General features: G+C 60.9%; 20 protein-coding genes and 1 pseudogene. 12 read left to right on the top strand and 9 right to left on the bottom strand.

The features are described from left to right. The first annotated feature begins 20 nt into the window (after window positions 1–20). From kdpC to NTD89_RS11140, 3 genes are all read left to right on the top strand, one after another. Window positions 21–566: a potassium-transporting ATPase subunit KdpC gene (kdpC, locus tag NTD89_RS11130; protein WP_106576850.1), complete on the top strand. Its 546-nt coding sequence runs from the start codon at window positions 21–23 to the stop codon at window positions 564–566. Window positions 567–692: 126 nt separating this feature from the next. Next, window positions 693–3,344 carry a sensor histidine kinase gene (locus NTD89_RS11135; protein ID WP_262207613.1) on the top strand — a complete coding sequence of 884 codons (2,652 nt, stop codon included), beginning with the start codon at window positions 693–695 and terminating at the stop codon, window positions 3,342–3,344. Window positions 3,345–3,381: 37 nt separating this feature from the next. Further along, entirely contained in the window at window positions 3,382–4,071 is a 690-nt protein-coding gene (locus NTD89_RS11140) for a response regulator (protein ID WP_242193825.1), read from the top strand. A 122-nt stretch (window positions 4,072–4,193) separates the two neighbouring features. On the opposite strand, the gene NTD89_RS11145 is transcribed toward NTD89_RS11140, so the two are convergent. Further along, entirely contained in the window at window positions 4,194–5,231 is a 1,038-nt protein-coding gene (locus NTD89_RS11145; protein WP_262207617.1) for a patatin-like phospholipase family protein, read from the bottom strand. 215 nt (window positions 5,232–5,446) lie between these two features. Here NTD89_RS11145 and NTD89_RS11150 point away from each other — a divergent pair, with 215 nt between their 5' ends. The 3 genes from NTD89_RS11150 (at window position 5,447) to NTD89_RS11160 (ending at window position 7,417) form a co-directional block, all read left to right on the top strand. Further along, window positions 5,447–5,725 carry a hypothetical protein gene (locus NTD89_RS11150; protein ID WP_010176194.1) on the top strand — a complete coding sequence of 93 codons (279 nt, stop codon included), beginning with the start codon at window positions 5,447–5,449 and terminating at the stop codon, window positions 5,723–5,725. Between the two features lie 43 nt (window positions 5,726–5,768). Further along, window positions 5,769–6,530: a CHAD domain-containing protein gene (locus NTD89_RS11155; protein ID WP_262207619.1), complete on the top strand. Its 762-nt coding sequence runs from the start codon at window positions 5,769–5,771 to the stop codon at window positions 6,528–6,530. Between the two features lie 89 nt (window positions 6,531–6,619). Beyond that, entirely contained in the window at window positions 6,620–7,417 is a 798-nt protein-coding gene (locus tag NTD89_RS11160) for an acyl-CoA thioesterase (protein WP_262207622.1), read from the top strand. A 6-nt stretch (window positions 7,418–7,423) separates the two neighbouring features. On the opposite strand, the pseudogene NTD89_RS11165 reads toward NTD89_RS11160, so the two are convergent. The 3 genes and pseudogenes from NTD89_RS11165 to NTD89_RS11175 all read right to left on the bottom strand — a co-directional run. Beyond that, window positions 7,424–7,672, bottom strand: a pseudogene (locus tag NTD89_RS11165) (terminase); the annotation flags it as partial. Between the two features lie 109 nt (window positions 7,673–7,781). Beyond that, on the bottom strand, window positions 7,782–9,263 hold the full coding sequence (locus tag NTD89_RS11170) for a methyl-accepting chemotaxis protein (protein ID WP_262207623.1): 1,482 nt from the start codon (window positions 9,261–9,263) through the stop codon (window positions 7,782–7,784). 96 nt (window positions 9,264–9,359) lie between these two features. Further along, the gene (locus tag NTD89_RS11175) at window positions 9,360–10,166 is read right to left on the bottom strand and encodes a TatD family hydrolase (RefSeq protein WP_262207624.1); all 807 of its coding nucleotides are present in this window, start codon (window positions 10,164–10,166) and stop codon (window positions 9,360–9,362) included. A gap of 236 nt (window positions 10,167–10,402) precedes the next feature. On the opposite strand from NTD89_RS11175, the gene NTD89_RS11180 reads away from it, so the two are divergent. From NTD89_RS11180 to NTD89_RS11190, 3 genes are all read left to right on the top strand, one after another. Continuing rightward, entirely contained in the window at window positions 10,403–11,797 is a 1,395-nt protein-coding gene (locus tag NTD89_RS11180; RefSeq protein WP_262207626.1) for a transglycosylase SLT domain-containing protein, read from the top strand. Between the two features lie 131 nt (window positions 11,798–11,928). Beyond that, on the top strand, window positions 11,929–12,363 hold the full coding sequence (locus NTD89_RS11185) for a DoxX family protein (RefSeq protein WP_262207628.1): 435 nt from the start codon (window positions 11,929–11,931) through the stop codon (window positions 12,361–12,363). Between the two features lie 258 nt (window positions 12,364–12,621). Further along, the gene (locus tag NTD89_RS11190; RefSeq protein WP_262207631.1) at window positions 12,622–12,930 is read left to right on the top strand and encodes a class I SAM-dependent methyltransferase; all 309 of its coding nucleotides are present in this window, start codon (window positions 12,622–12,624) and stop codon (window positions 12,928–12,930) included. A gap of 4 nt (window positions 12,931–12,934) precedes the next feature. On the opposite strand, the gene NTD89_RS11195 is transcribed toward NTD89_RS11190, so the two are convergent. Genes NTD89_RS11195 through NTD89_RS11205 form a run of 3 tightly spaced genes read right to left on the bottom strand, consistent with a single transcriptional unit; the run spans window position 12,935 to window position 16,344 of the window. Further along, window positions 12,935–14,680: a Gldg family protein gene (locus NTD89_RS11195; protein WP_262207634.1), complete on the bottom strand. Its 1,746-nt coding sequence runs from the start codon at window positions 14,678–14,680 to the stop codon at window positions 12,935–12,937. A 15-nt stretch (window positions 14,681–14,695) separates the two neighbouring features. Further along, window positions 14,696–15,421: an ABC transporter permease gene (locus NTD89_RS11200; RefSeq protein WP_262207637.1), complete on the bottom strand. Its 726-nt coding sequence runs from the start codon at window positions 15,419–15,421 to the stop codon at window positions 14,696–14,698. Continuing rightward, window positions 15,418–16,344: an ABC transporter ATP-binding protein gene (locus tag NTD89_RS11205; protein WP_262207638.1), complete on the bottom strand. Its 927-nt coding sequence runs from the start codon at window positions 16,342–16,344 to the stop codon at window positions 15,418–15,420. The genes NTD89_RS11200 and NTD89_RS11205 overlap by 4 nt, the downstream gene beginning before the upstream one ends. A 241-nt stretch (window positions 16,345–16,585) precedes the next feature. Here NTD89_RS11205 and NTD89_RS11210 point away from each other — a divergent pair, with 241 nt between their 5' ends. Then, window positions 16,586–17,584 carry a hypothetical protein gene (locus NTD89_RS11210; RefSeq protein ID WP_262207640.1) on the top strand — a complete coding sequence of 333 codons (999 nt, stop codon included), beginning with the start codon at window positions 16,586–16,588 and terminating at the stop codon, window positions 17,582–17,584. A 130-nt stretch (window positions 17,585–17,714) separates the two neighbouring features. Further along, a complete protein-coding gene (gene greB, locus NTD89_RS11215) occupies window positions 17,715–18,188 on the top strand; it encodes a transcription elongation factor GreB (RefSeq protein ID WP_083360479.1) in 474 nt (157 codons plus the stop codon). A gap of 45 nt (window positions 18,189–18,233) precedes the next feature. Here the strand turns inward: greB and NTD89_RS11220 are convergent, their stop codons facing one another. Together NTD89_RS11220 and NTD89_RS11225 are read right to left on the bottom strand one after the other, a co-directional pair. Further along, window positions 18,234–20,744 (bottom strand): ABC transporter permease, encoded by a 2,511-nt coding sequence (locus tag NTD89_RS11220; protein ID WP_262207642.1) that lies wholly within the window; start codon window positions 20,742–20,744, stop codon window positions 18,234–18,236. Beyond that, the gene (locus tag NTD89_RS11225; protein WP_016972350.1) at window positions 20,744–21,427 is read right to left on the bottom strand and encodes an ABC transporter ATP-binding protein; all 684 of its coding nucleotides are present in this window, start codon (window positions 21,425–21,427) and stop codon (window positions 20,744–20,746) included. The genes NTD89_RS11220 and NTD89_RS11225 overlap by 1 nt, the downstream gene beginning before the upstream one ends. A gap of 10 nt (window positions 21,428–21,437) precedes the next feature. Here NTD89_RS11225 and NTD89_RS11230 point away from each other — a divergent pair, with 10 nt between their 5' ends. Further along, window positions 21,438–22,043, top strand: coding sequence for an arylesterase (locus NTD89_RS11230; protein WP_178119709.1), 606 nt, complete (start codon window positions 21,438–21,440; stop codon window positions 22,041–22,043). Window positions 22,044–22,053: the final 10 nt, after the last annotated feature.

A 22,053-nucleotide genomic window follows, 5' to 3' on the forward strand; every position in this document is an offset into this window, starting at 1 on the left:
ACTCTCGTGAGGAATCTGAAATGTCCACCATGATCCGCCCGGCCTTGAGCCTGCTGGTACTCATGACCCTGATCACCGGCGTCGCCTACCCATTGGTGGTGACCGGTGTCGCGCAAGTCGCTTTTCCTGACCAGGCCAACGGCAGCCTGGTGCGCGATGCCGACGGCAAAGTGCGCGGTTCCAGCCTGATCGCCCAGGATTTTACCGGCGATCAGTGGTTCCATCCGCGCCCGTCGGCTGGCGCATTTGCGACGGTTTCCAGCAGCGCGAGTAACCTGGGCCCAAGCAACCCGGCGTTGGCCACGCGGGTTTTCGATGATGCCAATAAACAACTGGTGCCAGGCCAGGGGCCGGTGCCGTTGGCCTCGCTGACTACCTCTGGCAGCGGTCTTGATCCACACTTGCCTCCACCGGCGATTGCCTATCAACTGGCGCGGGTGGCAGCCGCACGAAATGTGCCGGTGGCAACCCTGCAGCGCTTGCTGGATGAGCACATCGAAAGCCCGCTGGTGGGGCCGCCGGTGGTGAACGTGTTGGCGCTGAACATGGCGCTGGAAAAGTTGTAAGTCGTGGTGCCGCCATCGCGCGCAAGCCCGGCTCCCACAGGGGAATGCACTCCAACTGTGGTAGTGGGCTTGCCCGCGATGGCGGCCTGAAGGACTCCAAATAAACACCTGAAGGAACCGCAACGCATGAGCGACTCCGGCCGCGCCGACGCCCTGTTAGCCGATCTGCCCCGGGACGGCCGTGGCCGGCTCAAAGTCTTTCTCGGCGCCGCGCCGGGCGTGGGCAAGACCTACGCCATGCTCCAGGCCGCCCACACCCAGCTGCGCCAGGGCGTGCGGCTGATCGCCGGGGTGGTCGAAACCCACGGCCGCGCCGAGACCGAGGCCTTGCTCAGCGGCTTGCCGCAGCAACCGCTGGTGCGTACCGAATACCGCGGCGTGATGCTCGAAGAAATGGACCTGGACGGCCTGCTCGCCGCCAAGCCCAAGCTGGTGCTGGTCGACGAACTGGCCCACAGCAACGCCCCCGGCAGCCGGCATGAAAAACGCTGGCAGGACATTCAGGAACTGCTCGCCGCCGGCATCAATGTGTTCACCACGGTCAACGTCCAGCACCTGGAAAGCCTTAACGATCAAGTGCGCGGGATCACCGGCGTGCAAGTGCGCGAAACCCTGCCGGACTGGGTGCTGCAAGAGGCGGACGAGTTGCTGCTGATCGACCTGCCATCGCGCGAGCTGCTGGAGCGTCTGCGCGACGGCAAGGTGTACGTGCCGGAGCAGGCCCGTGCGGCCATCGACGCTTTTTTCACCCAGACCAACCTGATGGCCCTGCGCGAACTGGCGATGCAGACCGCCGCCGCTCACGTCGATGACGACCTGGCCCAAGGCTATCGGCAACTGGGCCAGGCCGCGCCGGCGGTGCGCGGCCGCTTGCTGGTGGGCGTGGATGGCGATGCGCAGGCCGAACGCCTGGTGCGTCATGCCAGCCGCGTCGCTCAACGCCGACATTTGCCCTGGAGCCTGGTGCATATCGACAACGGCCGTGCGCGCGATGAGCAAGCGCGCCTGCGCCTGCAAAACGCCCAGCAACTGGCCGAGCGCCTTGGCGGCGAAGTGGTGTTGTTGCGCGCGGGCGAGGTGGCGAAGACGCTGATCCAGCATGCTGCCGAACGCCGCGCGAGCCTGCTGCTGGTCGGGCAGTCGCGCATGCGTTGGCGGCGTCGGTTGTTCGGCGGTGGGCTGGCGGCGCGCTTGCTGCGTAATGCGCGCGGTCTGGAAATCAACGTCCTCGACAGCGACGACATGCCCGCACCGCCGCGACTGCCGGATGTGCGCGGGTTGGTGTGGTTCGATTATGGCCTGGCAGTCGTCGCGACGATCGTGGCGGCGGCGCTGGCCTGGGCGGTGGCCAGCGTGTTGCCGCTGCCGAATATCTCGCTGGTGTTTCTCGCGGCGGTATTGCTGGTGGGCGTGCGCAGCAGCCTGGGGCCGTCGCTGGTGTGTGCGGCGCTGTCGTTTCTGACCTACGATTTTCTGTTTATTCCGCCGAATTTCTCCTTCGCCATCCAGCGTGAAGAGGACGTGTTGACGCTGCTGTTCTTTCTGCTGATGGCGGCGTTGACCGGCAACCTGGCCGCGCGTCAGCGTCGGCAACTGCAGGCCTTGCGCGATACTCAGGAAGAGACCAGCGAACTGCTCGATCTGTCGCGCAAACTCACCGCCGCCACCGATCGCCAGGCGGTGATCAGTGCGGCGGCCCATCATCTGGAAGGCTGGAGCGATCTGGAGCTTTGCCTGGTCAATCGGGACGCGCATGGCGATTGGCAGGTCGAGACCGGTTCCCCGCTGAACCTCACAGAAGCCGAACGCGCCGCCGCCGATTGGGCCTGGCAGCACGATCAGCCGGCCGGCATGGGCACCGGCACGTTGCCGTTCGGGCGCTGGTGGTGGTGGCCGCTGTCGGGCGAGGAGGGGCCGCTGGGGTTGCTTGGCGTGAGCCCCAAACCGGGCCTGGAGCTGAGCGGGCAGCGTCGTCGCCTGCTCACCGCATTGAGCCAGCCGCTGGCCCAAGCGTTGGCGCGGGCGCAATTGGCGCAGGAACTTGAATCCGCGCGCTTGCATGGCGAAACCGAGCAACTGCGCAGCGCCTTGCTGGCCTCTGTGTCCCACGACTTGCGTACGCCGTTGACGTCGATGCGCGGCAGCATCGACAGCCTGTTGGCGCTCGGCGAGGCGATTCCTCTGGAGGATCGCCGCGAATTGCTCGAGGGCACCCGCGATGAAGCCGAGCGCCTGGACCGCTATATCCAGAACTTGCTGGACATGACGCGCCTGGGCCACGGTGCGCTGAAACTGGCGCGTGATTGGGTTTCGCCCGGCGATATCGTCGGCAGCGCCCTAGGCCGTTTGCGCGCGGTGCTGGCGCCGCTGCAGGTCAAGACCGACGTGCCGGCCGAGTTGCCGTTGCTGTATGTGCACGCCGCCTTGATCGAACAGGCGCTGGTCAACGTGCTGGAAAACGCCGCGCGTTTCTCACCCGCCCAAGGCCGTTTGGAGGTGAGCGCGGGCGTGGCGGATGACCAATTGTTTTTTGCGGTGGCCGATGAAGGGCCGGGGATTCCCGAAGACGAGCGCGCGAAGATTTTCGATATGTTCTACACCGCCGCCCGCGGTGATCGCGGCGGGCAGGGCACGGGCCTGGGCCTGGCGATTTGCCAGGGCATGGTTGGCGCACACGGTGGGCGTATCAGCGTCGCCGAGGGCATTGAAGGGCGGGGCACGTGCATCACCTTGTTCCTGCCGTTGCCGACTCAGCCTGGCCTGGAACGCGAGGCTTGAGCTACCCTCTTTTTTCCACGGATTTTGATTGGACACCATGAGCCAGACCGCGACGATTTTAGTCATTGATGACGAACCGCAGATTCGCAAATTCCTGCGCATCAGCCTGGCCTCCCAGGGCTACAAGGTGATCGAGGCCGGCACCGGTAACGAGGGCCTGGCCCAAGCGGCATTGAGCAAACCGGATTTGCTGGTGCTCGACCTCGGCCTGCCCGACATGGACGGCCAACACGTGCTGCGCGAGTTCCGCGAGTGGTCGACGGTGCCGGTGCTGGTGCTGTCGGTGCGCGCCAGTGAAGTGCAGAAGGTCGAGGCCCTGGATGGCGGCGCGAATGATTACGTGACCAAGCCTTTTGGCATCCAGGAATTTCTCGCCCGCGTGCGCGCATTACTGCGCCAGGCCCCGGCGGGGGAGGCTCAGGAAGCGGCCTTGAGTTTTGGCCCGCTGACGGTGGACCTGGCCTATCGCCGCGTGCTGCTGGACGGTGCCGAGGTGGCGCTGACCCGCAAGGAGTACGCGGTACTGGCGCAACTGGCGCGGCATCCGGGGCGGGTAATCACCCAGCAACAACTGCTCAAGGATATCTGGGGGCCGACCCACACTGAAGACAGTCACTACCTGCGCATTGTGGTGGGGCATTTGCGGCAGAAGTTGGCGGATGACCCGACTCAGCCACGGTTTATCGTGACCGAGGCGGGGGTTGGGTATCGGTTGTTGAATGCCTGAGTTTGGCGGCGCCCGCGCAGGCCTCATCGCAGGCAAGCCAGCTCCCACCATTGAATGTGTTCACAGATCAGAATGTGGGAGCGGGCTTGCCCGCGATAGGGCCATCAGCCACAGCACACATTTCAACCCTGCTCACTCTCATATTTGTCCAACGTATCCCTGGCAATTTCCCGTCCCAAAGCGATCAACTCCGGCGCTTTGTAAAACTCGAAAAACCGGCACACGCGCTTTGGCACGTTGATCAGCACATCCGGCGGGTAACCGGCGATCTTGTACTGCGCCAGCGATGTCTGCATCACCTCGAAACTCTGGTTGATCAGGTCCAGCAGGGACGCCGGGCCGACGTTGTCGATGATGAACGAACCGGTCGCCGACTTTGGCGCCCCGGCTTTCTCCGGCGCCGCCGCGGGTTGCTGGGATTCTGGTTCGGCCGATTCCAGCCATGGGTTGATCTCAGCTGTCTGAGCGTGCAAAGCCTCCTGCTCAAGCTTCATTAACTGTTCAGCTTGTTTGCGGCGAAACGGCAGGTGTGAACCCAACGACTTGGCCAAGCTGTTGAAGCGACTCTTGAACGCCGGCGGACGCTGGATCACGGGCAGTTGGTAATGTTTTTGGTTAGTGGCGTTGAGGTTGACCGCGATGATCAAGTCGCAGTGGCTCGACACCACCGGCACGATCGGCAGCGGGTTGAGCAGGCCGCCGTCCACCAGCATACGGTTGCCCTGCATCACGGGTGTGAACAGGCTTGGAATCGCCGCGGAGGCGCGCATGGCCTGGTGCAGGCAACCTTCCTGAAACCAGATTTCCTGCTGGTTGGTCAGGTCGGTCGCTACGGCGGTGTAGGGGATGCGCAGTTCTTCGATGTTGATCTCGCCGACGATCTTGCGGATCTGGCCGAAGACTTTTTCGCCACGAATCGCACCCAGGCGAAAGCTTACGTCGACCAGGCGCAGTACATCGAGGTAGTCGAGGCTTTCGATCCAGTTGCGGTACTCGTCAAGCTTGCCGGCTGCATAGATCCCACCCACCACGGCGCCCATGGAGCAACCGGCGATACAGGCAATGTCGTAGCCGCGCCGTTCGATCTCCTCGATCACGCCGATATGGGCATAACCGCGGGCTCCACCGGAGCCCAGTACCAAGGCAACACGTTTCTTCATGGTCCATGTCCTTCACAAAGCAGGTGCCCACAATGCACCCATTGAGGGGCAAGCTTCAATCTTCGCCGGGGGCTGTAATATTTTTCCAGGATCAGCGCAGTGCTCGGGTATGCTCTGACGATAGGCGCTCTGATTTCAGGCTGCGAACAAGGCACTTTTCCTTGTAGGCAACGTCTACACCCTACGACTGTTTTTCTTTATTTGAGGTGTCATCGATGAAAGCCTGGATGTGTGTGCCTGTGATTGTGTTGGCCCTGGCCGGCTGTGCCGGGAAAACCGCATACCGCGACAGCTGTGGCACGCAACTGGATGCCGCGTGGCACGAGCTGGACCTGGCCAAGGCTGAAGGTTTTGCCGGCACCGTGAGCTACTCCAAGGCATTGTCCTTGTTGACTGGCGCCAAGACCCAGCAGCAATTCGAAGCGTTTGAAGGCTGCTCCAACAAGGCCGAAAAGGCGCGGTTCTATATTCGTGAGTCGCGCGCCGGACGTTAATTTCTAGCGCCAAACGGGATTTTCATCGTCAAGGGAGGAAGGCATGTCAGCTTTGGTCGATCAGTTAGTCGCTCAGGTCATTGGCCTGGAAGTAGGGTTACTGAGCTGCCAGGCTCGCCTCGCCGCCGTCACCGACGATGAAGCCCTGCATGACCTGCGCACCACCGTGCGGCGCCTGCGCAGTTCGTTGCGCCCGTTGCGCGGGTTGCCGGGAGTCGAACAACTCGAATTGGCCGCCAGCACAGTCGGCCAGATGACTACGCCGCTACGCGACCGCGAGGTCCTGGCGGCGTATCTGCATCAGCACGGCTATCACCAGGCCGCTGAACGGCGCCTGCGCCTGCAACCCGACGCCTATCGCCAGGTGGCGCAGAGCCCGGAAGTGGCGCACCTGTTGCAAATTCTCGATGCGTTCCCACGCTTTATCCGGGCTTCGCAGCATCAGAAACTGCTCAAGGGCCTGCGCCCGCGCATCGAGAAGCGCTTGGGCAAGCAATGGCACAAACTCGGTGATGCCCTCAAAGACCCAACCCATGATCGCCATCGCCTGCGGTTGCTGATCAAGCGTGTGCGCTACGCCGCCGAGGCCTACCCCGAACTGGACAAACTGCCTGCCAAAGCCGTGTCGCGCCTCAAACAAGCCCAAGGCGCTCTGGGCGATTGGCACGACTGCTGGCAATGGCTGGCGCAGGCCGGGCACCAAGCGGATTTGCAACCGTGCGTGCCGGTCTGGCATCGCACCATGAGCAAGGCAGAAGGCCAGGCGGATCGGGTGCTGGACAAACTCAGCGCGGATTGTTTCTAGGCCGGTCCGGTTTTTGGCCGGAATGGGCGCTGTACCTCACCGGCTCGATGGTTAAGATCCCTCATCGGTTTTCTTGATGTGAGGTCGCCATGCGCTTTAGTGATTTGCTCGACGCAGCCCGTAACAACCCGTTGGACGTGACCATCCCCGCCGAATGGGCTCAGGGCCGCGCGACCTTTGGTGGCCTGGTTGCCGCGTTGCAGTACGAAGCCCTGCGCGCCCAAGTGCCCGCAGATCGACCCCTGCGATCTTTGGCCATCACCTTTGTCGGCCCCGTTGCGCCGGATGTGCCGGCCAGTTATCAAGTCGAAGTGTTGCGCGAAGGCAAGGCCGTCAGCCAGTTGCTTGGCCGCGTGGTGCAAAACGGTGAAGTGGCGACGCTGGTGCAGGCCAGCTTTGGCGCGTCGCGTGAGTCAGTGATTGAAGTCGCAAGCGAGGCGCCGCCTAGGTTCAAGCACTGGGATGAATGTCAGGAACTGCCCTACATCAAGGGCGTGACACCGGAGTTCATGCGCCACTTGGCGATGCGCTGGAGCGTCGGTGGGTTGCCATTCACCGGCAATAAATCGCGCGACATGGGCGGTTGGGTGCGCCTGCGCGGTGACGTCAAGGAAGAGCCGCTGACCGAGGCGCATATCCTCGCATTGGTCGATGCCTGGCCCCCGGCCTTGCTTCCGCACCTGACCCAACCGGCGCCGGGCAGCACGCTGACCTGGACCATTGAATTTATCCAGCCGCTGCAAGACCTGACCACCCTCGACTGGTGCCAGTACTCCGTCAACATCGAACACGCCCGCGACGGCTACGGCCATGCTGCGGCCGCGCTCTGGAGCCCGGCCGGCGAGTTGATCGCCATTAGCCGCCAGACCGTGGTGGTTTTCGCCTGAACCTCAGAACCGCTGGCTGCCTTGCGCTTCCAGTTTGCGACCGTGGCGCTGAAGCGCCACGCCTGCCAACACGCCGATGACGCCGACGGCAAAACTGGCCAGGCTCAGGCTGAACACGCCGGACGCCATCAACAGAAAACCGATGATCAGCAGCGGTACGGCAATTAACTGCAGCCCCAAGTTGGTCGGGTGCTGGTGGGTTTCTGGGTGAATGCGCCATTGCCAGGCGGGGAAGTTGGGGTGACGTTTGCCCATGATGATGAATCCTCTGTCCGTTGAAACAACTTGAACAAAGTTTAGATCGCGGGCGGGCGGGGCGGCGAATCAAGGCTGGCTATGGGGGCTATAGCCAACCTTGTTTGGTTTACAACTTCAACTGCCCAATCGCCTTGCTCAATTCCCCGGCCAACGTCGCCAGCTCATTGCTGGTGGTCGCTGAATCCACGGTCTGCTGCACCGTGTTTTCGGTCACATCACGAATGCTCACCACGGCGCGGTTCATCTCTTCGGCGACATGGCTTTGCTGTTCGGCCGCCACGGCGATCTGGGTGTTGCTTTCGCGCATCTGCGCCACGGCGCCGGTGATTTCGGCGAGGGCCGCGCCGGCTTCCTGGGCTTGCTGTACGCAGTCGTCGGCCTTGAACGAGCTTTCCTGCATGAAGTCCACCGCGTCGCGGGTGCCGGCCTGCAGCGCCGAGACCATGTGGGTGATTTCGTCGGTGGAGCTTTGCACGCGTTTGGCCAGGTTGCGTACTTCGTCGGCGACCACGGCGAAACCACGGCCCATTTCGCCGGCGCGGGCGGCCTCGATGGCGGCGTTGAGGGCGAGCAGGTTGGTCTGTTCGGCGATGCTGTGGATCACGCCGACCACGCCGTTGATTTTCTGGCTGTCCTCGGCGAGCTTTTGAATCATCTCGGCAGTCTGTTGCACGCCGGTGGAAAGCCCGGCAATCGAACGCTGTACCCGGCTGACCACTTCCTGGCCGCTGCCGGCGAGGGTGTCGGCGGTTTGGGACAGGTCGCGAGTGGCGCCGGCGTGCTGGGCGATGTGGTAGACGGTGGCGGTCATCTCATTGATCGCGGTAGCGGCCTGATCGGTTTCGCTTTGCTGGCCGAGCATGCCGTGTTGCACCTCGTTCATGCTGCTGGCCAGGCGCGCGGCGCCATCGTCCAATTGCTGCGCGGTGTGTGCCACGGTGCTGACCACCCGCTGGTAGCCGGCTTGCATGGCGTTGAAGGCGCTGGCCATCTGGCCGACTTCGTCCTTGCAGGCCAGGGGTACGCGGGCCGACAGGTCGCCGGTTTTTTCGACGTGCAGCATCACGTCCTTGAGGGTGTTGAGTTGGCTGAGCAAAAAGCGGATCAGCAGTTGCGAGGCACCGAGCATCGCCAGCATCAGGATCAACACCGCCACCGCGTAGTTGGCGAAGCGTTCGCCGAACACTTGGCTCAGGCTGCGTCCGTAGGCCAGCACGGCGACCTGCTGGCCGTCGGCACGCGCGATCACGTCGGCACCGATCAGCGGGTTTTCACCGAATAACGGCATGTGATTGAGCTCGACCCAACCGCTGGCGTTGCCCAGGGCTGACAGATCCTGATCGGCCAGCTGTGGGACTTGTCCACGGGTAAACGTCAGCCAATGCTCGCCCTTGGGCAATGGCTTGTCGGCGGGCCAGGCACTCAGCAACCGCGCCTGCGCCTGTGCCGAAGCCTGGGAGGCATCGCTGCGCGCCTGTTGCTCGAGTTGCACGGCGTAGAGCACGAGCAACAAGGTGGTGATGAAGGCGACCGCGTTGACGGCCCAGAATTTGTATTTCAGCGAGATATTGCTAAGCCAGGCACCCATGGAAGGTTTTCTCTGATAGCGGAAACAGCATTGGCAAGGTGCCATTATTGTGCCGCTACTCAGGAAGCCGGTTTTGACATGGGTCAATGCGCCGCATTAATCCACTTGAGGCAAACCAAAAAACGCCCGCGAACAGGCGGTGCTGTGTGCAGCCAAGTCTTCCAGGGTTTCGTTGCGGTGCAGGGCGACTTCGCGCAGTACTTCCGGCAAGTAGGCCGGTTCATTGCGGCCGTTTTTCGGCTTGGGCCGCAGCGTGCGCGGCAGCAGGTAGGGCGCGTCGCTTTCCAGCATCAGACGGCCACGTGGGATTTCCCTGACCAGCGGGTGCAGGTGCGTCCCACGGCGTTCGTCGCAGATCCAGCCGGTGATGCCGATATGCAAGTCGAGGTCGAGGTAGCTGAACAGCGCCGATTGTTCGCCGGTGAAGCAATGCACCACGGCGGCGCTCAGGTGGTCGCGGTAATCCTTGAGGATCTCCAGCAAGCGCTGGTTGGCGTCGCGCTCGTGAAGAAACACTGGCAGTTTCAGCTCGACGGCCAGTGCCAGGTGTTCTTCGAGGACTTTTTCCTGTTGTGGGCGCGGGGAAAAATCGCGGTTGAAATCCAACCCGCATTCGCCCACTGCACGCACGCGGCTTTCGCTGAGCAAACCCCGCAATTGCCGCGCGCTGTCGCCGTTCCAATCGCTGGCGGAGTGGGGATGAATGCCGGCGGTGCTGAACAGGCGCTGGCCGCTGTCATCGAGTTTTATGCAAAGCTCCAAAGCCTGCTCGCTGCCTTCGACACTGGTGCCGGTGAGCACCAATTGCTGCACGCCGGCGGCATAGGCACGGTCGAGAACGGCCTGGTGCCTCTCGTCGAAACTGGGGTTGGTCAGGTTGACGCCGATATCAATGAGTTGCATGGTGCTATCTCCGCCTGCGGCCGGAAAGCATATCAGAGCTGTAGATTTATAAGAAAAACGAAGAACTACAACAAGTTATAGCTGTCTTTGAACGTCGCAAGTGACATTGTGGTCGGTCGTACGCCTTCCTCCATGCCACCGTTGCGCGCCTTGCCAGCGCATAAAGCGCTCTGTTTCTGACCTCCAGCCCTTCGCCTTTCGCGAGGGTGCTGGCCAGTATTCTTTCCGGAGAGCGGATGATCCGACCCTCGGCGTTGCTTGTGTTGTGCCTGACGTTACTGCTGCCCATGGCGGCGGTCGCACGTCTGGATGGGCCGCTGGAAGTGACCAAGCCCGGCAAGGTACGCGACCTGGCGCAGATTCGCTCCAGTCGCACGCTGCGTGTGCTGGTCAACCAGAGCCGTAACAGTTCCGGTGAGGTTCAGGGCCAGGCCATCGGTGTTGAGTACCATCGCCTGCGCGCCTTCGAGCAATACCTGAACGGCCACGCCCGTGACGGGGAAGAAATCACTCTCAAAATTATCCCGAAAGCCAAGGACCAACTGCTCGGCGCGTTGGCCCGTGGTGAAGGCGACCTGGTGGCTCCCGGTGAATTGCTTGATGTGAAGGCTGCGCACAAGATCAGCACCAGCGACCCGATTGCCAGTGATGTACCGTTGTGGCTGGTTGGCGTGAAGGGCGAGCGACGCTTTACCAAGCTGGAGCAGTTGTCCGGGCGCACGCTGGCCCTGACTACCGGCAGTGCAGCGGCGGATGCGATCAATCAGGTCAACCAGCAACTGGCCCTGCACAAGCGACCGCCGGTGAAGGTGGAATGGGTCGATCCGACCTTGGCGGTGGAAGATGTATTGGAGATGGTCCAGGCCGGGATCTTCCACCTCACCATTGTCGAGAAACCCATTGCCGAACGCTGGTCGAAAATCCTGCCCAAGCTGCGCTTTGATCGGCAAGTGGCAATCAGCGAGCCGGGCGATGAGTACTGGTTTGTGCGCCAGGATGCCTCAATGCTGCGGGCCAGTATTGACCGTTTCCTCAAGACCTACCGAACCCCGGCCGACCAGGACGTGGCATTCCAGCGTATCTACCGACGCCTTTATCAAGTGCGCAATCCACTGGCTCGCGCCGACCGTCAGCGCCTGGAGAAACTGCGCCCGGTGCTGCAAAAGCATGCGCGAGAGCAGGGCATGGACTGGCTGAACCTGGCGGCGCTGGCGTTCAAGGAGTCGGCCCTGGACCCCGGCGCGCGCAACAGTGGCGGCCCGACCGGGCTGATGCAGATCACGCCTTCGGCGGCGCAGCGAGTGGGCGTCAACAATATCGAGAGTCTGGACAGTAATGTGCAAGCGGGCGCCCGGTATCTGGCGATGATCCGTCGCAAGTTCTTCGCCAGCCCCAAGCTTAACGAGCGCGAGCGTATGGCCTTCGTGCTGGCGGCTTACAACATGGGGCCGGAGCGGGTGCAAGGCATGCGGGCCGAGGCTCGGCGCCGCGGTCTGAACCCCAACCAATGGTTCTTCCAGGTCGAGCGTATTGCCATGGAGCAAGTGGGCATGGCTGGCGTCAGCTATGTTAATAGCGTGAACAAGTACTACTTGGCGTTTGATCGGGAGCGGGAGTCTCTGGAACCGTGAACGCCAAAACTTGCTTCGCGTAAATAATCGGATTTATAGATGATTATTAAGCGATTTTTGCGCTTTTATCATTGCTTTATCCGATTAATATAGCGGCCAACCCATCCCCTACCTGGAAAAGGATTAGCACCATGAGCCCACTGATCAACCGTGTCCTGTCTACCCGCGCTGGTTATGGCCTGACCATCCTGCGAATTTTTGTCGGCATCATCTTCGCTGCCCATGGTTCGCAAAAACTCTTTGGCTGGTTTGGTGGCTACGGCCTGGCGGGCACTGCGCAGTATATGGAAAGCCTTGGGCTGACTCCGGGCACCTTGATGGCGGTGTTGTCGGGCGGCACGGAATTCTTCGCCGGCCTGGCGTTGATCATCGGTTTGCTGGCGCGCCCGGCGGCCTTGGGCCTGACCTTCCTGTCGCTGGTGGCAATCTTCTCGGTGCATATTCATAACGGGCTGTTTATGGCCAACAACGGTTATGAATTTGCCCTCGCCTTGCTCGGCGGCTCTTTGGCGGTGCTGCTGGAAGGGGCGGGCAAATTGTCTGCTGACCGCGCCATCGCCCGCTGATACTCAGATAAAACCCGGAAAAAGCCCGCCCTGTGCGGGCTTTTTCGTTGCTCGGGATTCTTGACACTGCCCCACCGGCTTCTCTAGGATGCTGCTCATGCGCCGATTTAAACAGCTAATTGCGGGGCGCCACTGGGCTCGATACAGCCCGACAGAAGCATGCACTCATCAAGGGTCAGGCTTCGAAATACCGCTAAAGCGCTGGTTCGGTGTTGCCTCTCACCTGCCCGCAGACTTTTGAGGCAGAGACACGACACGATGAATGCACTTCGCCCCCTCATACGCCTGGCCCCGATCACCGCGGACCTGACTCAACGCAATCCGAAAATCCTCCTGGGTGGTAAGCACCAGCCTACGCTGCTGCGTTACCTCGATGGCTGGCCGCGTCGCACCGGGCGACCTTCGGCGTTCCTGATCCAGTTTGTGGAAGATGGCGACTCCCTGGCCCGCTTTGCCGCCAACAGTTTCGACCTTGCAGTGATTCAGGCGCCCAGCGCCGCTGATGCCGATGAAGTCATCCGTCAGCTGACGCGTATTGCCCGCCAGGGACTGATCGCTCGTCGTTGAGTGCTTAAAGCAGGTTGGCGGTCACGGCTGATCGACGTCGCCGGTTGTAAAGCGACACTGTCCACGCGATAAAGCACACCAGCAGCGGTACGGCGCCGATCAGCAGCAGTTTCAGGGTTAGCTCCAGTTGATGCACCGATGCGTAAGCCTCGACCTTGAGCGCCTGTAACTCCATGGGCAGTCGCAGGCGTTCCTTGTTCAGTGCTTGCAACTGGGTATTGGTATTCACCGCTTGGGTGCCGAAGCCGGTGTCCGGCGGTTTCAAGCGTTGCCATTCGTGCTCGGTTCGCTCAAGCCGTCGTTCAAGTTCCCCTGCCTTTTGGGCGTAGGCCTGTGCAGCGGCTTCGCGCCTGTCTGAAAGCGGGTTGGGTGATTGGCTGGCCATTGCACGGGGCCGAATGCTCGCGAGAACATCAGGAGCCGCCAGGTTATCCAGGGTATTCAAGACAAACGTAACGTTGCCGTTGGCGGCTGAGCTGATGACAGAGTCCATGAGTAAATCAGTGTCGGCGACCACCACCACCTGAATGTCTGCAGCCTTTTGCAAACCAGCGGGCTGCCCGTCGACACCGTCTGGAAATGCCGAATAAGCGGGGCCGCTGAGGCGAGCCGCTATCACCTGGCGTTGGCCGACAGCAGATGGTTGATCGATTTGTGAGTCGAGTGCGCTGGCTGATGCAATGCGCGCGGCGTCCAATAGCGCAGACTGCGTGGAGCTTTGCAGCAACGGGGTGAGCAGCGTGCGGCTTTTCCTGAGGCGAGAAAGTGCGCCACTGCTCGAGACAATCACCGTATTCAGTTTCCACGCGCTGACGTCGTCCGCCGTCAGCGCCTGGCGTGGCAGGCTCAATCTGGCCGGATGGAAGACGGTCGGCTCGCCAGCGCCGGAAGACGCGGACGAGGCATAGAGATTATCCACCAGCAGCTTGTCCGTCGGCATCTGCAGGCCCCACGCGGCAAGCAGGCCGTCCAGCGTGGAGTTTGCCGGCGCGGCGTCTGCCGCGCTCTCGCTCAGAGGGTCGAGAAAGATCATCAACTTTCCGCCCCTCAGTACAAACTGTTCGATCGCGTACAGGGTTCGATCCGGCAGTGCACGCGGGTGGACGACCATCAGCGTCCCGATCGATTCAGGCACCTGTGGAATGTTCGATGCCAGGCTTTCGAGGGTGAAGTGCTGACGCATTTTCGTCAGTAACTGCCCGGCGGACTCGTTCAACGCCAGCCCTGTCAGCACGCCAACAGTGGGTGGCGCTGGGTGCCCCAGTGTGTAGATCAAGTGGCTTATTTCGTATTCGAGCACCGGCTCGTCATCCAGGCTGAATGCGTCAATACGTTGTGCGGCCTGGCCTGCACGCACGCCTATCAGACCGAGAAACCCGTGGGTGTCGTCCAGCCCGAACAGGCCCGCTTTATAGGCCTCTTCTGAATAAGGCGCCGGATCAATAACGTGCAAGTTAATCCTGCCCTTGGCGGCTTTTTCGAACTCTTCAAGCAGGTCTCCCACACGCTCGCCATAGCGTTTCAACGCCTGGCTTTTTCGCGGGTCATGGCGTGAGTTGAAGTAATACAAATCCACGGGGGCCTCAAGTGAGGCGAGCAGTTGCCGTGCCTGCGGCGACAACGTATGGATTTTGTGTTGTGAAAAGTCCCAACGGATATCGGGAAGGTTGTTTACCCAGACCAGATTAAAGGCCAGAAAGAGTAATGATATGACCGTAAGTGTCATACCCGTGCGAATAGCGGATCGCATGCGGTGCTTTCCTTCTCAACGGGCTTTGTAATTGAGTGTGACTGCTGTTGCCGCAAGAAAGGCAAGGATCACGCTGACGAAGTACAGGCTGTCATGGAGTGTCAGTTTGCCGTTGTCGAGAGCGCCAAAGCGTAAGATCGGGTCAAGCGCGATCAAACTGTCTACCACCCAAATAGGCGCCTGGTGCTCAAGGGCATCCAGTGCTGAAGAAAGCATGCTGACGGTAAGCAGCAAACCGAGCGTCAGTAGGAAAATGACGATGCGCCGGTGGGTCAGCGCGCAGATAAAGCATCCCACCGATAGATAACTTCCCGCGAGCAACCCGCTTGCCAGAAATTGTGACGTGATAACGGCGTTGTCCGCGGCGCCCAGGTAGTTGGCGACAACCACCAGAGGAAAGGTCAGGGCCAAGGCAATGCCACACACGACCCATGCGGCCAGAAATTTTCCCAGCACGCGCTCGATGGTCGTGATGGGCAGCGTTTTCATAATGTCGCGCATGCCAGGGTGATGTTCGTCCGACCACAGCTGCGTTGACAAGGTTGGAATCAGCAGCAGGTAGAGCCAAGGGTGTAACTGGAAAAACACTTGTAAGTCAGCGCCGCCTTCTTCGAGCCACGGGCTCGTATTCAGCCCCAGTGCCGCGCACAGCAGCACAAACGCAGCAACACTCAAGTACGTGCCTGGCGTACGGGCATAGCTGACGAGTTGACGCTTGAAAATCACCGGCAGCAGTTTCACAGAGAGACCTCATGACTCAAATGGCGAACGACTTCGTTCAGGCGCCCTGTTTCCAGTTTCAATGACGTTATGTTCCAGCCGCGGTTGGCGATCAGTGCGTTGATAGGGGGATAGATGCTGTGCCCGGGCAGGGCCAGAACGGTCACGGTGCCGGGTGTATGCCGGTCTTCTTCTATGCCTGCGACGCCGGGCAAGACGGCCAGTGCGAGTAAATCCAGAGGAGTTTCTGCGGCCAGGGTGACTGCCCGGTAGTGGCGGGATTTGCGCTGAAACTCGGACAGCGGCGTGTCAGCCACCAACTGGCCGCGCGCGATGACCACCGCCCGCGTGCAAAGGCTGGCCAGTTCGTCGCAATGACGCGAGGCGATAATCACCGCCATTTCTTCGGTCAGGGACTGGACCAGTGTTCTGAATTTGAGCCGTTGATTCGGCGCCAGTCCTTCGCTCGGTTCATCCAGCAGAAGCAGGCTGGGTGAATGCAGGATGGCTTGGGCGATGGCTACCTTGCGCTTCAAACCTACGCAAAGCGCACCGATAGGAACGTTGAGCACACGCGACAACTCCAGGCGCATGGCTGCTCGATCCACCCTGCTGCGTTTTTCAGCCCCGCTGAACCCTCGCACGTCGGCAATGAAATTGAGAAAGCCTTTAACGGACATCGTCTGATGGCTGAGCCCGGCCTGGAGCTGATAACCGAGGACTTTGCGTGCTTGAAGTGGATGGGTCTGGGTGTTGAACCCATGGACGGTGATGGACCCGGAGGAGGGGTTAGCGATACCGGAGATCAAGTTCAGCAAGGTTGTTTTGCCGGCGCCGTCTTCCCCGAACAGACCGATACACTCCTGGCGCTGAGCAAATAATGAGAAATTGTTGATTACATTACTTTTGCCCAAGTGCTTAGTCAGGCTGCTTATCTCGAGCATGTTTTTACCGATTAAGTTTGGCTGAGCGATGGAGAACGCGCGTGTTGTGGATGGATGAACTTTAAAAAGGTTACGGTTAATCAATACGCTTGGGAACGCGCGGGCGAAGTTATAAGAAAACTCCTACGTCAAGCCGGATAACTTACTGAAACAATTGCGCTGTTTCGAGAATGGTTAACGGTCGGATTTTTTATCTGGCGTTTATGTAAGGTTTGCTCTTTTGTAACGAGACCTGATTATCATGATGCTTCTACGTACTCTTGTTCTTGAACGCAGTGGCCAGGACGCCCCGGTTAACGGTGCGCTGCTCTGCGGGTTTGCTGTTGCCCAGATCGACTGCAACTTTCTCGTCTATAGCCTTGATGAAGAGACTGAGCCGGGCAACTCCAGGGTTTATATCGCCGCGTTGCGTAAAAAACTCGACCGGCATTTTCTGGGCAGTATCGAGTCCAAAGAAGACCTGCAAGTGGCCATGCAAGTCTTCAAGCAAATCCTGATGGCCGCGGCAGCCTCCGGCACTAAAGCCAGCGCAGTGAACGACAGTTCGATTGCATTCCATTTTATTGATTTGAAAGGCTGCAAATTACCGCCCGCCAGGCCCGAGGATCATCATTCGATGATCATCAAGAAGGCATTGGTAATGAAGGTGATTACCCTGGGCATGTCTGCGCCTGTCTTGCCTGCGATCGAAAGTGCTTCCTTGATCGTGCCGTCCATTCGCTTCTCATCACAAATGATCCCGCCCGCCAGAACTTCAAACCCACCCACGCCCGTCGAGCCGCCGGTACTTGAGCCTGTGGTTGCTGAGGCGTTGGATATTCCCGTCGCAACTGCGCAGAAGGTAGCGCTGGCAGAGCCCGTTGCGCAGCCGGCTCAATTGACACCCAGTGAACCTGCGCCATTGCAGCGCCCCGTTGAAATGGAACATGCATTGATGCCTGAGCTGGACAGTACGCTGACCAATCTTGCCAAGGTCGCCCAGGACCTGACGCAACAAAAAAACGCGGTCATTGAGCGAGAAAAAGTGCTTGAGCAGTGGCAGGCCCGACTGCAACAAAAACAGGGCGAACTGGATGAAAAGGATCGTCAGTTGGAGCAGCACGCGACGCAACTCCAGGAGCAGCAAGCATACGTCAGCCAAAAAGCCCAGAAGCTGGCGCTGGCGATGTCGCAGGTGTCGGGTATGCGACAACGTTTGCAGGGTGTGCTGCTTGAGTTGGATCAAACCCTGGAAGGCTAGAGGTGACGCAATGTGCTTGCCGATCTGGCTACTTTTCATAGTTCATTTATCATCACCCCTGCCAGTCGACGCCAAGGCATGATGCTGTGGCGTTTCGGCACCATTGGACATTGTCTGGGGATGCAAGCGTTTGAGTACCAAGCTGATTACCAAAGAAGGTCATGAGGCGCTAAAAAAAGAGCTGGATTATCTGTGGCGTGAAAAACGTCCGGACACCACGCGTAAAGTGACCTGGGCAGCGTCTCTGGGGGATCGCAGCGAAAACGCGGACTACCAGTACAACAAGAAGCTGCTGCGCGAAATTGACCGGCGGGTGCGTTACTTGCGCAAGCGGCTGGAAGATATGCGCGTGGTGGAATACATGCCTGAGCAGGAAGGCAAGGTGTTCTTCGGCGCCTGGGTTGATATCGAAAACGAGCAGGGCGAGACCAAGCGTTTTCGTATCGTTGGCTATGACGAGATTTATGAGCGCATGGACTACATCTCCATCGACTCACCGATGGCCCGGGCGTTGCTCCGTAAGGAGGTCGACGATGAGGCCATCGTGCAAACCCCGACCGGCGAGGTGTGCTGGTGGATTACCGGTATCGAGTATGTGAAATAAACGCTGCTGGCCCGTACTCCGAATAGCGTACGGGCCATCAATGTTTCAACCTTCGCGCAATACCGTCAGTGGGCTGGCATTCAACGCACGGCGCGTGCCGAATACGCCGGCACCGCCGATCAGCACGGCACCGATCACCGGCAGCAGCAACAGCCACGGGTGAGGGTGCCAGGCCAGATCGAACGCGTAGCGGTACAACACCCATGTCACCAATTCCGTACCCAGCGCTGCCAGCAGGCCGCTGACTGCGCCGAGCAAGCCGAACTCGATGCGGCGTGCCTTGACCAGCAACTTGCGCTCTGCACCCAGTGCACGCAGCAGCGCCCCCTGGCGAATGCGCTCATCCAGGGTGGCCTGCAAGCCGGAAAACAGCACCGCCATGCCGGCCGCCAGTACAAACAACAGTACGTATTCCACCGCCAGGGTCACTTGGGCGAGGATGCTGCGCAACTGCTCCAGCAAGGCCTCGACCTGCAGGATGGTGACGGCCGGGAATGCCCGGGACAGGTCAACGATCTGCTGATCATGGCCTGGCGCCAGGTAGAAGCTGGTCAAGTAAGTCGCGGGCAGGTCTTTCAAGGTGCCCGGTTGGAAGATCATGAAGAAGTTGGGCTGGAAGTTATCCCAGTTGATGGTCCGCAGGCTGGTGACGCGCGCTTCACGATTTTCTCCGCCGACGGTAAAGATCAGATGATCGTTGAGTTTGAGCTTCAGACTTGCAGCGACCTTGGCTTCCACCGAAACCCCGGGGACTTCATCGCCTGGTTGCTGAGACCACCAGGAGCCGGCTGTCAGCACATTGCCCGGTGGCAGGTCGGCGGCCCAGGTCAGGCTCAAGTCACGCTGCACCGCTCGGTCGCCGCTTGAGTCTTTGCTGACAATTTCCTGCACCGCTTCGCCATTGATGCTGATCAGCCGGCCCGGCACCACGGGGTACAACGGCGCCGATTGCGCCTGTACGTCCAGGAGTCGGGCGCTGAAGGCGTCCTTGTCGGCCGGCAGGATGTTCAGGGCGAAATAGTTGGGCGCATCCTTGGGCAACTGGTTTTGCCAGGTGTCCAGTAACTCGCCACGCAGCAGGGCGATCAAGCCCATGGACAGCAGGATAAGGCCAAACGCCAGCGACTGCCCGGCCGCCGCCAACGGATGACGCAGCAACTGCCCAAGGCCCAGACGCCAGGGCAGCGTGGCGCGAGCCAACAAGCGCCGCAAGCTTTGCAGCAACAGCAGCAGCAAGCCGCCGAGGATCAGCGCAGCCACTACACCGCCGCCCAGCAAGGCGAAGGTCAGCACCAGGTCGAGGCTAAGGCGCCACATAATCAAGCCGAGCGCGAACAGCGCCGCGCCATACACCATCCAGGTACTGGACGGGATCGGCAGCAGGTCACGGCGCAATACCCGCAGCGGTGGTACACGCCCCAGCGCCGCCAGCGGCGGCAAGGCGAAACCGGCGAGGGCGACCAGCCCGGTGCCGATGCCTGCGACCGCCGGCAGCAGCCCGCCGGGCGGCACGTCCGCCGGCAGCAGGTCGTGCAGGAAATAGAACAGACCAAACTGCGCCAGCCAGCCAAGCAGGGCGCCGGCCAGGCTTGCCGCCACGCCCAGCACGCTCAGTTGCAGGGTGAACAGCAACATTGCTTCGCGGCGCGACAGCCCAAGGCAGCGCAACAGTGCGCTGGCATCGAAACGTCGGCTGGCGAAGCGATTGGCCGACAATGCCACCGCCACGCCGGCCAGCAAGACCGCCACCAGGCTGGCCATGTTCAGGTAGCGCTCGGCCTTGCCCAGCGCGCCGCCGATCTGCTGGTTGCCGTCTCGCGAATCCTGCAGGCGCTGGTTGGCGGCGAGGCCCGGCTTGACCAGGTCGCGATAGGTTTGCAGCGCCGTGCTGCCTTGAGGCGCGCGCCACAGTTCACGGTAACTCACGCGGCTGCCGGGCTGCACCACGCCGGTGGCATCGAGGTCGGCAAGGTTGATCATGACGCGGGGTGTAAGGCTGTAGAAGTTACCGGCGCGGTCTGGCTCGTAGGTCAGTATGCGCGTCAGTCGCAGGGTCTTCATGCCGACATCGATGCTGTCGCCGACTTTCAGGTCCAGCGCCGTCAGCAGCCTTGCTTCCACCCAGGCCTCACCGGGCTTGGGGCCACCGCCAGGAGTTTCAGTGCCGAACGGTTCTGCCGCACTTTTGAGCTCGCCACGCAGCGGGTACTGCTCGTTGACCGCCTTGATGCTGGAAAGCTGAATGCCATTATCCGTGGCGATGACGCTGGAAAACTCAACGATGCGGGCATGATCCAGGCCCAGTTCAGTCCCGGACTTGATTTGTTCGGGACGGGCTGGCGAGCTGCCTTCAAGCACCAGGTCGGCGCCGAGGAACTCGGTGGCACGCAACAGCATGGCGCCATTGAGACGCGCACCGAAGTAACCGATGGCAGTGCTGGCCGCCACGGCCACCACCAGCGCGAAGAACAATACGCGCAACTCGCCAGCGCGGGCATCGCGCAGCAATTGACGCATGGCAAGGCTGAACAGGCGCAACAGCGGCAAACGGGCCATCAAGGCTCCAGGGGCGCGACCATCAGGCCGGCTTCAAGGCGGATCAGGCGTCGGCAACGGTGGGCCAGGCGCTCGTCGTGGGTGACGAGTACCAGGGTCGTGCCGCTTTCTTTATTAAGTTCGAACAGCAGGTCGCTGATGCGTTCGCCGGTGTGGCTGTCGAGGTTGCCGGTGGGTTCGTCAGCAAACAGCACATCCGGTTCGGCGGCGAAGGCTCGGGCGATGGCAACCCGTTGTTGCTCACCACCGGAAAGCTGGCGTGGCGAGTGGGTCAGCCGCTGGCCCAGGCCGACGCGCTCGAGCAGGTGTTTGGCGCGCTCGCGGGCGTCCTTGCGGCCGTCCAGCTCCAGCGGCAGCATGACGTTTTCCAGGGCATTGAGACTGTCGAGCAGCTGGAATGACTGGAACACAAAGCCGACGTGCTCGGCGCGGATGCGTGCGCGTTGGTCTTCATCCAGGGTGCTCAAGGCTTGGCCTGCCAGTGTGACTTCGCCACTGCTGGGCAGATCGAGGCCGGCCAACAGGCCCAGGAGGGTGGATTTGCCGGAGCCGGAGCTGCCGACGATAGCCAGGCTATCGCCCTTGTTCAGTTCCAGGCTAAGTTCGTGCAGGATAGTCAGTTCACCTTCCGCGCTGGGAACCACTTTGCTAAGGTTTCGCGCGGTGAGAATGCTTGCGCCCATGGAGAATCCGATGCGAATGTGGTTTTTGAGTGCTGGCCTGGCCTTGATGTGCATGGCCCAGAACGCAGCGGCGGGTACAGTCCTGATCGTTGGCGATAGTATCAGTGCCGGTTTCGGCCTGGATACCAGCAAAGGGTGGGTGGCCTTGCTGCAGCAGCGGCTCAAGCAGGAAGGTTTTGACGACAAGGTGGTCAATGCGTCCATCAGCGGCGACACCAGCGCAGGTGGCCTCGCGCGGCTGCCGGCGGCGCTTGCAGAGCATAAGCCGGACCTGGTGATTCTCGAGTTGGGCGGTAACGACGGCCTGCGCGGTCAGCCGCCAGCGCAATTGAAACAAAATCTTGCGTCGATGATTGACCAGTCCAAGGCCGGCGGCGCCAAGGTGCTGCTGCTGGGCATGCAACTGCCGCCCAACTACGGTCCCAAATACACCACGGCGTTTGCCGAAGTGTATGGCGCCTTGGCCAAGGAAAAAAGTATCCCGCTGGTGCCGTTTTTCCTTGAAGGTGTGGGCGGCCATCCGGAGTTGATGCAGGCCGATCAGCTGCACCCGGCGGTCGGTGCCCAGGGCAAGTTGCTGGAAAATGTCTGGCCAACGCTAAAACCGCTGCTATGACGCTTTTATA

It is taken from the genome of Pseudomonas sp. 14P_5.3_Bac1 (genome assembly GCF_025466135.1).
Taxonomy (GTDB): Bacteria; Pseudomonadota; Gammaproteobacteria; order Pseudomonadales; family Pseudomonadaceae; genus Aquipseudomonas.

What these genes read in the sequence shown, in the direction of transcription:
- NTD89_RS11170 (WP_262207623.1), bottom strand. Translation starts at nt 9,263, where the DNA reads ATGGGTGCCTGGCTTAGCAATATCTCGCTGAAATACAAATTCTGGGCC.
- NTD89_RS11185 (WP_262207628.1), top strand. Translation starts at nt 11,929, where the DNA reads ATGAGCCCACTGATCAACCGTGTCCTGTCTACCCGCGCTGGTTATGGC.
- NTD89_RS11135 (WP_262207613.1), top strand. Translation starts at nt 693, where the DNA reads ATGAGCGACTCCGGCCGCGCCGACGCCCTGTTAGCCGATCTGCCCCGG.
- NTD89_RS11145 (WP_262207617.1), bottom strand. Translation starts at nt 5,231, where the DNA reads ATGAAGAAACGTGTTGCCTTGGTACTGGGCTCCGGTGGAGCCCGCGGT.
- NTD89_RS11190 (WP_262207631.1), top strand. Translation starts at nt 12,622, where the DNA reads ATGAATGCACTTCGCCCCCTCATACGCCTGGCCCCGATCACCGCGGAC.
- NTD89_RS11150 (WP_010176194.1), top strand. Translation starts at nt 5,447, where the DNA reads ATGAAAGCCTGGATGTGTGTGCCTGTGATTGTGTTGGCCCTGGCCGGC.
- kdpC (WP_106576850.1), top strand. Translation starts at nt 21, where the DNA reads ATGTCCACCATGATCCGCCCGGCCTTGAGCCTGCTGGTACTCATGACC.
- NTD89_RS11225 (WP_016972350.1), bottom strand. Translation starts at nt 21,427, where the DNA reads ATGGGCGCAAGCATTCTCACCGCGCGAAACCTTAGCAAAGTGGTTCCC.
- NTD89_RS11195 (WP_262207634.1), bottom strand. Translation starts at nt 14,680, where the DNA reads ATGCGATCCGCTATTCGCACGGGTATGACACTTACGGTCATATCATTA.
- NTD89_RS11160 (WP_262207622.1), top strand. Translation starts at nt 6,620, where the DNA reads ATGCGCTTTAGTGATTTGCTCGACGCAGCCCGTAACAACCCGTTGGAC.
- NTD89_RS11220 (WP_262207642.1), bottom strand. Translation starts at nt 20,744, where the DNA reads ATGGCCCGTTTGCCGCTGTTGCGCCTGTTCAGCCTTGCCATGCGTCAA.
- NTD89_RS11210 (WP_262207640.1), top strand. Translation starts at nt 16,586, where the DNA reads ATGATGCTTCTACGTACTCTTGTTCTTGAACGCAGTGGCCAGGACGCC.
- NTD89_RS11155 (WP_262207619.1), top strand. Translation starts at nt 5,769, where the DNA reads ATGTCAGCTTTGGTCGATCAGTTAGTCGCTCAGGTCATTGGCCTGGAA.
- NTD89_RS11205 (WP_262207638.1), bottom strand. Translation starts at nt 16,344, where the DNA reads ATGCTCGAGATAAGCAGCCTGACTAAGCACTTGGGCAAAAGTAATGTA.
- NTD89_RS11175 (WP_262207624.1), bottom strand. Translation starts at nt 10,166, where the DNA reads ATGCAACTCATTGATATCGGCGTCAACCTGACCAACCCCAGTTTCGAC.
- NTD89_RS11230 (WP_178119709.1), top strand. Translation starts at nt 21,438, where the DNA reads ATGCGAATGTGGTTTTTGAGTGCTGGCCTGGCCTTGATGTGCATGGCC.
- NTD89_RS11180 (WP_262207626.1), top strand. Translation starts at nt 10,403, where the DNA reads ATGATCCGACCCTCGGCGTTGCTTGTGTTGTGCCTGACGTTACTGCTG.
- NTD89_RS11140 (WP_242193825.1), top strand. Translation starts at nt 3,382, where the DNA reads ATGAGCCAGACCGCGACGATTTTAGTCATTGATGACGAACCGCAGATT.